Source organism: Nocardia sp. NPDC055050 (genome assembly GCF_053608345.1).
Genome location: NZ_JBSGVG010000039.1, coordinates 1 through 13,235, shown reverse-complemented (window position 1 = coordinate 13,235; position 13,235 = coordinate 1). Strand labels below are relative to the sequence as shown.

Sequence of the window (13,235 nt, the reverse complement as noted above, 5' to 3'; positions counted from 1 at the left end):
CCGGGTCCGAGTCGTAGGTGAGCGAACACAAGCCTTTCGTCGCTGTCGCCACTCCGGTTGTCGCGGCCGCCAAGGTCAGCACCGTCGGTCGGTACCGGGCGTCGATCGAGCGCCTGCGGCTCTCGGCGATTCCGATCATCCAGTGCGCGCTCGGCGCCGGGCTGGCGTGGTTCATCGCCCACAACCTCGTCGGCCACATCGAACCGTTCTTCGCCCCGACCGCCGCGGTGGTCTCCATCGGTATCTCGTTCGGTGCGCGAGTGCGCCGGTCGGTAGAACTGGTGGTGGGTGTCGCGGTCGGCATCGGCATCGGCGACCTGTTCATCGCGCAGGTCGGGACCGGCGTCTGGCAGGTGGCCCTGGTGGTCGGCGGCGCCATGTCGGTGTCGGTCTTTCTCGGCAGCGGCGCGCTCATGACCATGCAGGCGGCGGGTTCGGCCGTGCTGGTCTCGACCTTGAATCAGGCGCCCGGCGCGGGTCCGAACCGCATGATCGACGCCTTGATCGGCGGACTCGTCGGTGTGGTGATGGTCGCGCTGATCCCCCTGCACCCGGTGCGCCGCGCCCGCGAACACGCTGCCGGCGTGCTGTCGGTGATGAGCAAATCGATGATCACCTGCGCCGAGGGCCTGCTCGAACAGAACTCGACGAAGGTCTCCGACTCGCTGTCGGCGGTGCGCGACACCCAGCCCCAGATCGACGCCCTGCGCGACGCGCTCGCGGGCGGCCGTGAGATCAGCCGCATCTCACCGCTGTACTGGAACTCCCGAAAGCGTTTGGAACGCATCCACAACGCGGCCGATCCGCTCGACAACGCCGTTCGCAATACCCGCGTGCTGCTGCGCCGTTCGCTCACTCTGGTCCGCGACGACGAGGTACTCGATCCGCGCCTGATCGACCTGGTCGACCAGCTGGGCCACGCCACCGACGTGGTCCGCAAGATGATGCTGGCCGATCCGGGCGAGCAACCCGATCAGGCCGAAGCTCTCACCTCGTTGCGCGGCGTCGCCAAGGCTGCCCGCCCCGAACTCGTTGTCGGGGCGGGATTGTCGGCGCATGTCGTGTTCGCGCAGCTGCGCTCGATCGTGGTGGATCTGATGGTGGTGTGCGGAATGCAGCGCATCTCGGCGATCGCCCTGCTTCCGCCCACTGTGCCCAATCCGTATGTGACGCCCGAGGAGTGACTTCAGTTGCCGACGGGGGAAACGCGTGGGCGCCCCGATCGCAGCGAGAAACGCTTGCGATCGAAATCCCACGCCCGGTAGATCGGCCACTGCGAGGTGTGCATGATCCAGGCGCCGGTGATCACCGCGCGGTGGAACGGCACGATGGCGTAGCCCTGATTGGCGATGGTCTGCAGGCCGCGCAATTGGTACTGCCACCACACGTCCGGCGGGGTCTTGCGACGGCGCGCGGAGATCTCGGCCCGCAGCGTCGGCAGCTGGTCGATGCGCAGCTTCGCCTTCGACAGGCACAGCGCCAGGTCGAGGTCTTCGTGCAGGTCGCGACGGGTGGTGGTGGCGGCACGCACCTGGTCCCACGCCGAGCGCCGGATCGCCATATTGGCGCCGTGCACATTGCCGACGGGCTGGGTCTTGATCATCCCCAGCCGTTCCTGGCCGCCGATCGCGGCCGCGAGGAAGATGCCGATCGGGGAGTCGTGATAGGTGCTGATGCCGGTCACCGCCATGGTGTCCGAATAGGAGTCGAGGTGGGCGCGCACGGTGGCGCCCCACTCGGGGGAGACGAGGGTGTCGGCGTCGATGCGGCCGAGGTAATCGCCGCGAGCCTTGTCGAAGCCGGTGTTGCGAGCGAACGCGACGCCGGGCTGCGGCTCACAGATCAGCTCGATCTTGGGATGTCGGGTGGCGAGTTCGGCGACGATCTCGCGGGTGTTGTCGGTGCTGCCGTTGTCGACGACGACGATCTCATCGATCGTGTCCTGGTCGACGAGGCGCTCGAGGCATGCGGTGATGCCCGCTGCTTCGTCGAGCGCCGGGATGACGACGGACAGGACAGCGGACGATCCGGTGGAGCTCATACGCAATTTCCGTTCCAGGGTCGATGCTGACCCGAGGCTAACGCCAGAATCGGGTCAATTGGCCACCATAGGCGGCCCACACCTCAGGTACCCCGGACAGTTCGAACAATGCGTAAACACCGTTGAAAAACACCTGACTCAGCGGGGTGAAAAAGATGACAGCGAACAGGATCAACATGCCGTAGGGCTTGAACTGATCGAGCGAGCGCCGGGTCTGGTAACTCAGCGACGGCTCGATGATGCCGTAGCCGTCGAGCCCCGGCACCGGCAGAATGTTCAGCAGAAACGCCGTGATCTGCAGAAACGCCAGAAAGCTGAGCCCGCACCAGAACGCGGGATGCTCGGCGACCGAGCCGAAAGCCCGGATCACGATCAGCAGCACCACCGCGCACAGCGCGTTCGACGCGGGTCCGACCGCGCTCACCAGGCGCTGCACACTCGTCTTGAACCGTGTCGTGTCCACATACACCGCACCGCCGGGCAACCCGATGCCACCGAGCGCGATGAACACCAGCGGCAGACCGATCGACAGCACCGGGTGGCTGTACTTCAGCGGATTCAGCGTGAGATATCCACGCACCTCCACCTCGTGATCGCCTGCCCGCCACGCCACGTACGCGTGGGAGAACTCGTGCAGGCACAAGCTGATGATCCAGCCGAACACCACGAGCACGAAGACGCCGACCTTGGCGCGCACCGAATCGATGTCGGCGTCCCAGGCGAGCGCACCGCCGCCCACGGTGATCAGGACGATCAGCAGGAAAACCGGGCTCGGCCGGACCGCGCTGTGCCCGGACCGCCGATCCGAGGGGAAGGAGTAGGTCATCGCACCAATAGCCAGGGTTGTTCGAATCGATAGAAGGTCGAGCGGGGGACGGTACGTTCGGCGGTGATCCCGTCGCGGGTGACGACCGCCCCCGGCGTCCCGAGCTGGGCGGCACGGCCGGACACCCAGGTGCGCTTGCGCAGGCCCTTGCGCACTCGCGCGCGGACACCGGGCATGGTCATCGTGGGCGAGATCAGCATCGTGGTGACCTTGCCGGTGAACAGCAGCGTGTCGTCGACATAGGCTTCGCCCTCGAGCTTCGCGCCGTCCACACCGGTGATGCTCGCGCGGCCGACCAGCACGGTGCCGGTGTCGTCGCGGATCAGCGGGGTCTCGATCGCCCGGCCCTCCACCGCGCGCTTCGCGGCGCCGTTGCCGGTTCCGGTCTGATAGACCCGCGAGGCGTAGGTGGTGTCGACCGGGACGAAACCGACTTCGACGTGCAATCGCTCGGTGCGCATCAGATGGGTGAGCACGGCCGCGAGCGAGGCATCGGCGCCGAGCACGATCAGGCGCGGCAGGCTGTCGGCGGCCAGCACCGGAAGCAACTCGTCGATCACCGCGACATCGGGGACACGCCCGGTCTGGGTGTTGGGTAACGAGGAGAGCGCGATCGGGACCGGCATTTCACCGCATCGGAGAACGTGGGTACTCAAACTGCGGTACACCCTCCTCGGTCACGCAAAATCACTGCCGACTGGTAACCGTAACCGATCAGGGCAGGTGCGGTAGGGCGGGGTCGAACCGCTCCGGCGGGGCAGGTCGACGGGACCTGATCAGGCGTCGGCTAGACTGTGTCTCCGGCCACCGCCTCAGTACGGCAGGTAGCTGCAGTGCCGCGTGTGCTGCCGTCGATCTGTAGGAGACTCCGAAATGCCGGCAATCGTCCTCATCGGCGCCCAATGGGGCGACGAGGGTAAGGGCAAAGCTACAGACCTGCTCGGTGAGCGGTTGCAGTGGGTGGTCCGATACCAGGGCGGCAACAATGCCGGCCACACGGTGGTTCTTCCCAATGGCGACAAGTTCGCGCTGCACCTGATTCCGTCCGGCATCCTCACCCCCGGTGTGAAGAACGTCATCGGTAACGGTGTCGTCGTCGACCCGGGCGTGCTGCTCGACGAACTGGCCGGTCTGGAAGAGCGCGGAGTCGACACCTCCGGCCTGCTGCTCTCCGCTGACGCGCACCTGATCATGCCGTATCACGTGGCCATCGATAAGGTCACCGAACGCTTCCTCGGCAACCGCAAGATCGGCACCACCGGTCGCGGTATCGGTCCCTGCTACCAGGACAAGGTCGCCCGCGTCGGCGTCCGCGTGGCAGACGTGCTCGACGAGAAGATCCTCACCCAGAAGGTCGAAGCCGCCCTGGAGTTCAAGAACCAGGTGCTGGTCAAGATCTACAACCGCCGCGCGCTCGACCCGCAGCAGGTGGTGGACGAGGTGCTCGAGCAGGCCGAATCGTTCAAGCACCGCATCTCCGACACCCGGCTCGAGCTGAACCTGGCGCTCGAGCGCGGCGACACCGTGCTGCTCGAAGGCTCGCAGGGCACGCTGCTCGACGTCGACCACGGCACCTACCCGTTCGTCACCTCGTCGAACCCGACCGCGGGTGGCGCGGCGGTGGGGTCGGGTATCGGACCGAACAAGATCGACACGGTGCTCGGCATTCTCAAGTGCTACACCACCCGCGTCGGCTCCGGGCCGTTCCCGACCGAGCTGTTCGACAACTTCGGTGAGTTCCTGGCCAAGAACGGCGGCGAGGTCGGTGTCACCACCGGTCGTGCGCGGCGTTGTGGCTGGTTCGACGCGGTGATCAGCCGGTACGCCACGCGCGTCAACGGGGTCACCGATTACTTCCTCACCAAACTGGACGTGCTGTCCGGGCTGGATACCGTGCCGATCTGCGTGGCGTACGAGATCGACGGCAAGCGGGTCGAGCAGATGCCGACTACGCAGACCGAGTTCCACCACGCCAAGCCGATCTACGAGGAGCTGCCGGGTTGGTGGGAGGACATCTCCCACGCCCGCACCTTCGAGGAGCTGCCCGCCAACGCCCAGGCGTACGTGCTGCGGCTGGAAGAGCTGTCGGGTGCGCGGATCTCGTGCATCGGTGTGGGTCCGGGTCGCGACCAGACGATCGTTCGGCACGACGTGCTCGCGTGATGTGAGACTGCGAAACCAGTCGGAGGTCCGGTGCCGGTTACGGCACCGGACCTTTGTTTTGGGCGGGGTTCCGAATATCGGTGCTGGTCAGGGCGGTGTGCGCGAATTATGTGGACTCGCTATCGATTTGTGGCATCCAGCTGGCTAACGCTATCGTCGCGGGGCGGCACGCGGGGACGTGCCGTTCTCCTCGAGTGTTAGCGGGTGTCGGCGTGATCCGTCGGTCTGTGAATGTGAACTCTTCGACGGTGCGGCGGGTCGCTCGGCCGGTGATCGGGGTGGTGCCCATGGCGTTGGCCCTCGCCTGTGCGGGCGTCGCTATCGCGGTGCCGCAGCCCGGTGTGAATGTGGCTCCGGTGCAGCCGGGTGTCACCACCGAGTCGCCTGCCGACGAAGGCGGTCGCTCGGATCTGGCGAAGTTCGACGGTCCGGATTCGCTCGGGCATCTCACGCCTGAGCATCCGGAGTCGCGCCCGGTGCCGGAGTACACCACCCCGGCCCCGGCGATCGTCATCGAGGAACTCCACCTTCCGGAGCCGGTCGAGCCGGTGGCCCCGATCGCCCCGCCCGAGCGGACACTGCGCATCGGCGACTTCACCAGCCCGGTCCCGGACGAGGTTCCGAACGACGTCCTCGATGGCGTGAACGGCACCGCCGCCGACGCCGAAGCCGCGATCGCCACCCAGGGCCGCTCGGTCGGCATCAACCCGAGCCGCTCGGACAAGATCGCCGCGGCGACCGTCGGTGGCGCGCTGGCCGGAGCCGCGATCGCGGGTGTTCCGGCTGCCGCGGTCGGCGCGGTCGGTGGCGGCCTCATCGGCGCCGGCATCGGTGCCGGGGTCGGCTTCGCGGTGGGCGCCGCGGGCACCGCGGGTGCGGCCGCGATTCTCGGTGCCGCGGCCGCGGTCCCGACTGCGGGCGCGAGCGCCCTGGCGGCGATTCCCGCGGGCTTTGCCCTGGCGTGGCCGATCGCAGCCGCCAGCACCGGTGCCGGCGCTGCCATCGGCGCCGCGGCGGGTGCGGCTACCGGCGCCGCAGTGCTCGGCGTCCCCGCAGCCGCGGCGGGTGCCGTCGCGGGCGGCGTGCTCGGCAGCGGTTACGGCGCGACTCTCTGATCGGTTGTCGGCCGGGCTCACCCATCGCCCGGTCCGGTCGGAACTCCGGCCGGACCGGGCGCTCGGCGTAATAGGTCCCCAACCGCATGGCCGTAGTCCTGCGATCTCGGTGGGAATCGGTCCCGGCGACCACTTCGGTGTCGGAATGCTCGCCGGGGTAGCGTCGAGAAGGGTTTCGGACGGAGGTGGATGATGGCTCTGCGACGTGGGTCAGCCGCGGCGGCTCTGCTCGCGCTGGCGGTCCTGCCCGCTTGCGCCGCCCCGGACGACCCGGCTCCCTCGCCCAGCGTCTCCCCGGTGAGTTCGGCGCCGCCGCCCGCGCAGACTCTCGCCCCCTCGCAGCAGCGCAACGAACGCATTCGCGGGATGCTCTATACCGTCGGTTGCACGAGTAACAGCTGCGTCCAGGTCTATTTCGCGTGTCTGGACGGCTACCTCACCGGTGAGCCGTGCCAGTTCTTCCGCGATCACCCACCACCGCCCTGATTACTGTGTGCGGGTGAGGAATTCGCCGACGGCGGGGGCGAGGATCGAGATCTTGGGGTTGTGGCTCACGCCGGGGAGTTCGGCGAATCGCGCGTTCGGGAGCACCTGGGCGGCGGCCTTCGAGCCCTTGATGAGCAGCGGTGCGGTGCGGTCGCCCGCCAGTACGAGCACCGGCACCTCGACTCCTCGCCAGTCGGCGGGGTCCAGCTTCTTGCCCTGCATGTACGGCTTCATCACGGCCCAGTCGTGCGCGGTCGAGTTCGACGTTGCCGTCAGCGTCTTCCAGAAGGGTGTCACCCGCATCGCCGCCACCATGAGCAACGGCATCCCCATCGCCTTGGTCATGTAGTACCGCACGGTCTTCCCACGATCGCCCGCCGCGATCATCGGGTGCAGCTTGGCTGCCAGATCCTTCGGTGGCACATGGCCTTTCGCGTCGACCACGAACGGTGGCTCGAACGCCACCACCTCGCTGACGCCGGGCACGGACTGCGCTGCCAGCAGCGCCAGCGCGGCGCCGGAGGACCAGCCGAACAGCGCCGCTTTCCCGCCCGCGGCCTCGACCAGCGCCGCGATATCGGCGATCTCGTTGGCCGCGTCGTACACGCCGGGGGAGTCGGTGCTGTCACCGCGCCCGCGCCGGTCGTAGTTGAGCACCGTGAGCCCGTAGTCGTCGGCCAGCGCCTGCGCGAGTTCGACCATTGTGGGGAACGCGCGGTAGCTGAAGGCGCCACCGATCAGGATGACGGTCCCGGCGGTCCCCTCACCGATCCGGTCGTAGGCGATCGTGGTGCCGTCGGCCGACGTCACAGTCTGCATGGGGGAATTCCTCTCGATAACGGGCCGCCTCGCTCGACGGTACGCGATCACCTCGACCGCAGGTCCGCGTGGGTTTCGCGGACCCGGCAGCTGGTACGAGCCGGGCGAGTCCGATCTTGTTCGTTGAGACGGGGCGCGTCGCGAGAATTCATCGGTGCGCTGCCGAACGGGTTGCCGATCAGAACAGCATCGGTTCACCGAAGCCCGGCGTCCGTTCGATCTCCAGCAGCCGCGCCTTGGTGCCGATCCCGCCCGGCGCCGAGAATCCGTGCAGCGCGTGATCGGCCGCGAGCACCCGATGGCAGGGAATGATGAGCGGCACCGGGTTGCGCCCCAACGCTTGTCCGACGGCCTGCGCGGAGCCGGGAGCCCCGATCCGGCCGGCGATATCGCCGTAGCTGAGCGTGTGACCCGGGTCGATCTCGCGCGTCACCGCGTACACCGCGCGATGGAATTCCGGTGCACCCCGCAGGTCCACCTCGATCCAGCGCAGTGCGTCGACCGCTCCATCGAGGTGGGCGCGAATTCCCGCGATCGCCTCGACGATCACGGGCCCCGGCGCGCTCTCCGGCACCGGTGACCCGGCGAACGGCCGGGTGATCCGGGCGAGGGTTTCCTCCTCGCTGGCTTCGGGCAGCTGGAACCGGACAACGGCGTCACCGTGCCAGGCGATCGCGCACAGCCCGATAGCGGTGTCGAACAGTGCCGAGACCACCGTCTCGGTCTGCGTCGAGTCACTCATGATCACAGTGTGCGCCGACCCACCGACAAAGACACACTCACGCGGCGAGCGACCCTCGCTGCGTGTCTGTCGACTGGACTTCAAGGCCAGTTTCGGGCGACTGGACTGCATCGTCGCCTATCTCGTAGGAACGCATCGCATCGAGATCCCGGTAGAGGCGTTGCTCGTCGTAGGTGCCGAATGCCCGGTCATGGGGCAGATATTGGAACGGCCAGAAGGGTAGTTCGCCCTTCTTGGGCGAAAAGTGGTAGACCGCCAACCCGAAGGCAACGGCAACGGTGAGGGCTAGGAAAGTGGTCATGCCAGTAAGAATCCACCCACTGGCCTTGCTTCGAAATATCCACTTAGGGAATACTGGACTTTATGGCGACAAGAGTGATCGGTGCGGCAGGCTTGGCTCGCGACCTCGGCCGGTGGCGTGACCCCGAAACCGGCGGTGAGGCCGAACGCCGCCCGCACCGGCCCGCCTACCTGGCCCTGGCCGAAGCCATCCGCCTGCTGATCCACGACGGCCGCGCCCCACTCGGCGTGGCCCTGCCCAGCGAGCGCGATCTGGCGGGGACTCTCGGCGTCAGCCGCACCACCATCACCTCCACCTATTCGCTGCTGCGCGAACACGGCTACCTGATCAGCCGCCAGGGTTCTCGCAGCACTGTCGCGCTGCCGCCCGCGATCCAGCACGACGGCGCCAAGCCCAGCCGCGGCATCATGGCTCTGATGGCGCAGCCGGAACTGCCGACCATCGACATGACCTATGCCGCGATGCCCGCGTCCCCCGAACTCCACGACGCGTATTCGACAGCGCTGCAAGGAATCCCGTCCTACCTCGGCACCCACGGGATGGACCCGGTCGGCATTCTCGCGCTGCGCGAAGCACTGGCCCGCCGCTACACCGCGCGCGGTCTGCCGACGGAACCGGACCAGATCCTGGTGACCCTCGGTGCGCAGCACGGACTTCGGCTGCTCCTCAACGTGCTCGCCTCGCCCGGCGCCCGGGTCCTGATCGAGCACCCGTCCTACCCGAACGCCATCGAAGCCATCCGCGACGTCGGCGCCCGCCCCATTCCGATTCCACTACGACCCGAATTCCCCGATGCCGGTTGGGATCTCGAAGGTCTGCGCAGTACGGCGCGGCAGACCGCGGCCACCCTGGCCTATCTGGTTCCCGACTTCAACAACCCCACCGGACTGCTGCTCGGCGCCGAGGGCCGCGCCGAACTGGCCGCCATCGCCCGCGACACCAGGATGACCGTCGTCGTCGACGAGTCGATGGGCGAACTGAACCTGTCGGACGGGACCATGCCCCCGCCGGTCGCCGCGTTCGCGAAGGGCTCGGAGATCGTCACCATCGGTTCGGCGTCGAAGTCGTTCTGGGGTGGCCTGCGGGTCGGCTGGATCCGTACCAGTCAGCCGCTGATCACCAAACTGCTCGGCATCCGCTCCACGGTCGACCTCGGCACCCCGGTGATGGATCAGCTGGCCACCGTCCACCTGCTCGAGAACGCCGAACCCATTCTCGAGCGTCGTCGCGAACAGCTGCGCGCCCAGCGCACCGCCCTGCTCGACGCCGTCGCCGAAGACCTCCCCGGCTGGCACATCACGGTCGGCGCGGGCGGTATGTCGGTGTGGGCCCAGCTGCCGAGCCCGGTCTCCACCGCGCTCGCCGCCACCGCGCCCAATCACGGCGTATTGCTGGCCGCCGGACCACGTTTCGGCGTCCAGGGCGCGTTTGAGCGTTTCGTCCGGCTGCCGTACACCCACCCCGAAGCCGAGCTGCGCATCGCCGTCAAATCCATCGCCGCGGCCTACGACGCCCTCACGCCCCGCGCCGCCGATCCGCTCCAGCCACTCACCTGCTACTGAACGCGCACGGGTTGTGCCCGGTGGAAGCCGGTTCGGGGCGCACGGTTTCGTACCCCGCCCCGAACATGAACAGCACCGAGGCCACCAACCCCACCGCGGTCAGCGGCACCGCGACGGCGCCGCGTTCGGACGGATAGCGGAACAGCAGCACCAGCAGGCACAGCAGCGAAACGGCGGCGGCCAGCAGCATCCCGGTCGCCAGCCCGTTCAGCACGCTCACCATCACCGGCACCGGTGCCGCACTGTGGCAATGGTTTTCGGCGATCTGCGCGGTACGGGTGTCGAACAATCCCTCGGCCAGGATGAAGCACAGCACTGCCGCGCCGAAGGTGGTGACCGCGATGAGGGCGGCGAGCACCTTCGGTGGGGTTCTGACGGTTCGGAACCTCGGCCTGTCGTCGATAGTGGAAACTTTACCGACGACAGGCCGCCAAATCAGTCAGCCCAGACCGTTTCGATCGGTGTCGCGACGTTCGGCGGGGGAGTGGGGGTGCCGCCCGGTGTGCGCGAGAAGCGCGGTGCGGGCGCGTGCTGGACCACACCGTCGATGTCGATCAGGCCGGTACGGGCCACGATGTGCGGGTTCTCGGTGGCCTCGGTGAAGGTCAGCACCGGTGTGGTGCAGGCATCGGTGCCGTCGAAGATCGCGGCCCACTCGTCGCGGGTCTTCGTCAGGAACTTGTCGGTGAACAGCTTGCGCAGCTGTTCCTGACCGTTCGGGTCGATCTGCATCGGCAGACCTTCCGGGTCGATCTCCAGCCCGGCCAGCAGTTCGGCGTAGAACTGCGGCTCGATCGCGCCGACGGCCATGTACTTGCCGTCGGAGGTCTCATAGGTGTCGTAGAAGGCCATGCCGGTATCGAGCAGGTTGGTGCCGCGCTCGTCGGACCACAGGCCGACCCCGCGCATGCCCCAGATCATGTGCGAAAGGGCAAGCGCGCCATCGATCATCGCGGCGTCGATCACCTGGCCCTTGCCGGAATTCTGCCGCTCCACCAGCGCGGCGAGCACGCCGAACACCAGGAACATCGAGCCGCCACCGAAGTCGCCGACCATGTTCAGCGGCGGCACCGGCCGCTCGCCCTTGCGTCCGATGGCATTGAGCACACCGGTGAGCGAGATGTAGTTGATGTCGTGTCCCGCGCGATCGGCGAGCGGGCCGTGCTGGCCCCAGCCTGTCATCCGGCCGTACACCAGGCGCGGATTGCGGGCCAGCGCGTCGTCTGGCCCGAGGCCCATGCGCTCGGTGACGCCGGGGCGGAAACCCTCGAGCAGCACGTCGGCCTTCTCGACCAGGTCGAGGATCTTGGCGACGTCGGCGGGGTCCTTCAGATTCGCCTCGACGATCGTTCGCCCACGCCACTGCGGGCGTTCCATGAAGCCGGGCAGCTGGTTCGGGCGCTGCACGCGCACCACGTCGGCGCCGAGGTCGGCCAGCAGCAGCGCGGCGTGCGGACCTGGCCCGATGCCTGCCAACTCGATGACCTTGATGCCCGCAAGGGGCCCCTGCTTGGCGGTGGACTCCGTGCTCACGCGGTGACCTCAGTTCGTCGTCGAACGGTATTGACACTCCGACAATAGCGCTGGGGTGGCGGCTCGGGTAGAGCATGGGCGAGAATTCGCACGAGCGCGACTCGGCGTGGCAACGGGAGGACCCGGTAGTGGGCGTGTGGGGTGAGGTCGTTGTCGGCCTTGTCATTCTGGTCGGCATCGTCGGCGTGATCGTACCGATTCTGCCGGGCGTGATCCTCATCTTCGCGGCAATCGCGGTGTGGGCGTTCATGACCGGCGGTACGACGGCCTGGACGGTGCTGGCGATCGCCACCGTCGCGCTGGCGCTCTCCGGCATCGTGAAGTACACCTGGCCGGGCAAGCGGATGCGCGAAGCCGGGGTGTCGAACCGTGCGCTGCTGGCCGGTGCGGTGCTCGGCATCGCCGGCTTCTTCGTGATCCCGATCGTCGGCCTGTTCATCGGCTTCGTGCTCGGTGTGTACCTGGCCGAGCTGTACCGCTTGAAGACCAACGACCTGGCCTGGCCCGCGACCGTGCACGCGCTCAAGGGCGTCGGCTTGTCGATGCTGGTCGAGTTGTTCGGCGCGCTGATCGCGTCCGGTGTGTGGCTCACCGGCGCGATCATCAGCTGACTACTCGATGATCGGCAGCGGGCGGGTGTGGTCGTCCGCGCCGGGGAGCTGATTGCGCGGAATCGGGATAGTCGGATTCTCGGTGCGGGGTAGCGGCTCGGATTTCGGGCGACGCACCGCGGGCAGCCGGTAGAACTCGCGGGCATTGTCCTCGAGCACCGCGTGGATATCGGAGCCGACCACCTGCGAGATCAGGTCCACATCGCGCTCCTCGAACGGCCTGCCTGCGCGCGTGCCGGGCAGATCGCTGCCGAACATCAGCGCACCCGGGTTGACGGTGTGGATGCGTCGCAGCGTCTCGGCCACATCCATCTCGACCCGGCCGAACCCGGTCGCCTTCACCCTGGCGCCGCGGTCCACCAGGTCGAGCAGGTACGGCAGACCCTCGTCGGACATGCCGAGATGGTCGATCGAGAGCGCGGGCAGCTTCGAGATCACCGGTTGCAGCGAGGCCAGCATCTGACCGTCGATGTAGAGCTCCACGTGCCAGCCCGCCAGTTCGTGGGCGCGCAACGCCTGCAATGTCATCTCGGTGATGTCGGCGGCGGCGCGCTTGAGGTTGAACCGCAGGGCGCGTACGCCTGCCCGGTTCAGCGCGAGGATCTCGTCGTCGGTGGCGTCGAGATCGAGCCGGGTCACGCCGACCCAGTCGGGACCGAGCGCGGCCAGTGCTGCCTTCAGGTACGTCTGATCAGCGCCTTGGAAAGACGCGCTGACGACAGCACCGCCGCGAACATTGAAGTGCGCCATACGCTTTCGATAGTCATCGATCACGTAGGGCTCGGGGAGATAGCCTTCGTTCTCGATCAGCGGAAACCGCGGATCGATGATGTGGACGTGGGCATCGAACACCAGTACAGAATGCCTTATCTCTGCGGCGCGAGCGCGCTCAACGTCGCGCCCCGACTAGGACGGGACCACTGAAACCCCGAGTTCTGCCATGACAGCACACCCAACCCCCGCACATCCCGACCCCGAGGAGGGATCGGCGGCGAAGCCGCCGATTCGCGGCCGGCCCGCCGATCAGGCGCCGTTG

The 13,235-nt window shown here is 67.6% G+C and carries 15 protein-coding genes; 6 read left to right on the top strand and 9 right to left on the bottom strand.

Annotated features, from left to right (window positions below; translation table 11 throughout):
- Nucleotides 1–17 precede the first annotated feature (17 nt).
- On the top strand, nucleotides 18–1,184 hold the full coding sequence (locus ACWGCN_RS29180; RefSeq protein ID WP_378995891.1) for an FUSC family protein: 1,167 nt from the start codon (nucleotides 18–20) through the stop codon (nucleotides 1,182–1,184).
- A gap of 2 nt (nucleotides 1,185–1,186) precedes the next feature.
- On the opposite strand, the gene ACWGCN_RS29175 is transcribed toward ACWGCN_RS29180, so the two are convergent.
- From ACWGCN_RS29175 to ACWGCN_RS29165, 3 genes are read right to left on the bottom strand one after another with little or no spacing between them, the layout of a single operon-like run.
- Nucleotides 1,187–2,041, bottom strand: coding sequence for a glycosyltransferase family 2 protein (locus tag ACWGCN_RS29175; RefSeq protein ID WP_378995893.1), 855 nt, complete (start codon nucleotides 2,039–2,041; stop codon nucleotides 1,187–1,189).
- A gap of 37 nt (nucleotides 2,042–2,078) precedes the next feature.
- Nucleotides 2,079–2,867: a site-2 protease family protein gene (locus ACWGCN_RS29170; RefSeq protein WP_378655872.1), complete on the bottom strand. Its 789-nt coding sequence runs from the start codon at nucleotides 2,865–2,867 to the stop codon at nucleotides 2,079–2,081.
- A complete protein-coding gene (locus ACWGCN_RS29165) occupies nucleotides 2,864–3,493 on the bottom strand; it encodes a hypothetical protein (RefSeq protein WP_378633606.1) in 630 nt (209 codons plus the stop codon). Before ACWGCN_RS29165 ends, ACWGCN_RS29170 begins: the two co-directional genes overlap by 4 nt.
- Before the next feature lie 247 nt (nucleotides 3,494–3,740).
- Between ACWGCN_RS29165 and ACWGCN_RS29160 the strand changes: the two genes are divergently transcribed.
- The 3 genes from ACWGCN_RS29160 (at nucleotide 3,741) to ACWGCN_RS29150 (ending at nucleotide 6,631) form a co-directional block, all read left to right on the top strand.
- On the top strand, nucleotides 3,741–5,030 hold the full coding sequence (locus ACWGCN_RS29160) for an adenylosuccinate synthase (RefSeq protein ID WP_378633609.1): 1,290 nt from the start codon (nucleotides 3,741–3,743) through the stop codon (nucleotides 5,028–5,030).
- A gap of 233 nt (nucleotides 5,031–5,263) precedes the next feature.
- Nucleotides 5,264–6,145 (top strand): hypothetical protein, encoded by an 882-nt coding sequence (locus ACWGCN_RS29155; protein WP_452529143.1) that lies wholly within the window; start codon nucleotides 5,264–5,266, stop codon nucleotides 6,143–6,145.
- A gap of 192 nt (nucleotides 6,146–6,337) precedes the next feature.
- Nucleotides 6,338–6,631: a hypothetical protein gene (locus ACWGCN_RS29150; protein WP_387445469.1), complete on the top strand. Its 294-nt coding sequence runs from the start codon at nucleotides 6,338–6,340 to the stop codon at nucleotides 6,629–6,631.
- On the opposite strand, the gene ACWGCN_RS29145 is transcribed toward ACWGCN_RS29150, so the two are convergent.
- The 3 genes from ACWGCN_RS29145 to ACWGCN_RS29135 all read right to left on the bottom strand — a co-directional run bounded on the left by ACWGCN_RS29145 (nucleotide 6,632) and on the right by ACWGCN_RS29135 (nucleotide 8,493).
- Nucleotides 6,632–7,450, bottom strand: coding sequence for an alpha/beta fold hydrolase (locus ACWGCN_RS29145; protein WP_452460409.1), 819 nt, complete (start codon nucleotides 7,448–7,450; stop codon nucleotides 6,632–6,634). It lies immediately after the preceding gene.
- 178 nt (nucleotides 7,451–7,628) lie between these two features.
- Nucleotides 7,629–8,192 (bottom strand): methylated-DNA--[protein]-cysteine S-methyltransferase, encoded by a 564-nt coding sequence (locus ACWGCN_RS29140; RefSeq protein WP_378995904.1) that lies wholly within the window; start codon nucleotides 8,190–8,192, stop codon nucleotides 7,629–7,631.
- Between the two features lie 37 nt (nucleotides 8,193–8,229).
- Nucleotides 8,230–8,493 carry a hypothetical protein gene (locus tag ACWGCN_RS29135; protein ID WP_452460410.1) on the bottom strand — a complete coding sequence of 88 codons (264 nt, stop codon included), beginning with the start codon at nucleotides 8,491–8,493 and terminating at the stop codon, nucleotides 8,230–8,232.
- Nucleotides 8,494–8,555: 62 nt separating this feature from the next.
- On the opposite strand from ACWGCN_RS29135, the gene yczR reads away from it, so the two are divergent.
- Nucleotides 8,556–10,055 carry a MocR-like transcription factor YczR gene (gene yczR, locus ACWGCN_RS29130; RefSeq protein WP_378995908.1) on the top strand — a complete coding sequence of 500 codons (1,500 nt, stop codon included), beginning with the start codon at nucleotides 8,556–8,558 and terminating at the stop codon, nucleotides 10,053–10,055.
- Here the strand turns inward: yczR and ACWGCN_RS29125 are convergent.
- Together ACWGCN_RS29125 and ACWGCN_RS29120 are read right to left on the bottom strand one after the other, a co-directional pair.
- Complete coding sequence (locus ACWGCN_RS29125) at nucleotides 10,042–10,413, bottom strand: hypothetical protein (protein WP_378655860.1); 372 nt, start codon at nucleotides 10,411–10,413, stop codon at nucleotides 10,042–10,044. The two genes, yczR and ACWGCN_RS29125, sit on opposite strands and share 14 nt — an antisense overlap.
- A 77-nt stretch (nucleotides 10,414–10,490) precedes the next feature.
- Nucleotides 10,491–11,588 (bottom strand): CaiB/BaiF CoA transferase family protein, encoded by a 1,098-nt coding sequence (locus ACWGCN_RS29120; RefSeq protein WP_379314017.1) that lies wholly within the window; start codon nucleotides 11,586–11,588, stop codon nucleotides 10,491–10,493.
- A 128-nt stretch (nucleotides 11,589–11,716) separates the two neighbouring features.
- Here ACWGCN_RS29120 and ACWGCN_RS29115 point away from each other — a divergent pair, with 128 nt between their 5' ends.
- Nucleotides 11,717–12,199, top strand: coding sequence for a DUF456 domain-containing protein (locus tag ACWGCN_RS29115; RefSeq protein WP_379314021.1), 483 nt, complete (start codon nucleotides 11,717–11,719; stop codon nucleotides 12,197–12,199).
- Here the strand turns inward: ACWGCN_RS29115 and ACWGCN_RS29110 are convergent, their stop codons facing one another.
- Nucleotides 12,200–13,051 carry an amidohydrolase family protein gene (locus tag ACWGCN_RS29110; protein ID WP_452460411.1) on the bottom strand — a complete coding sequence of 284 codons (852 nt, stop codon included), beginning with the start codon at nucleotides 13,049–13,051 and terminating at the stop codon, nucleotides 12,200–12,202.
- Nucleotides 13,052–13,235 lie beyond the last annotated feature (184 nt).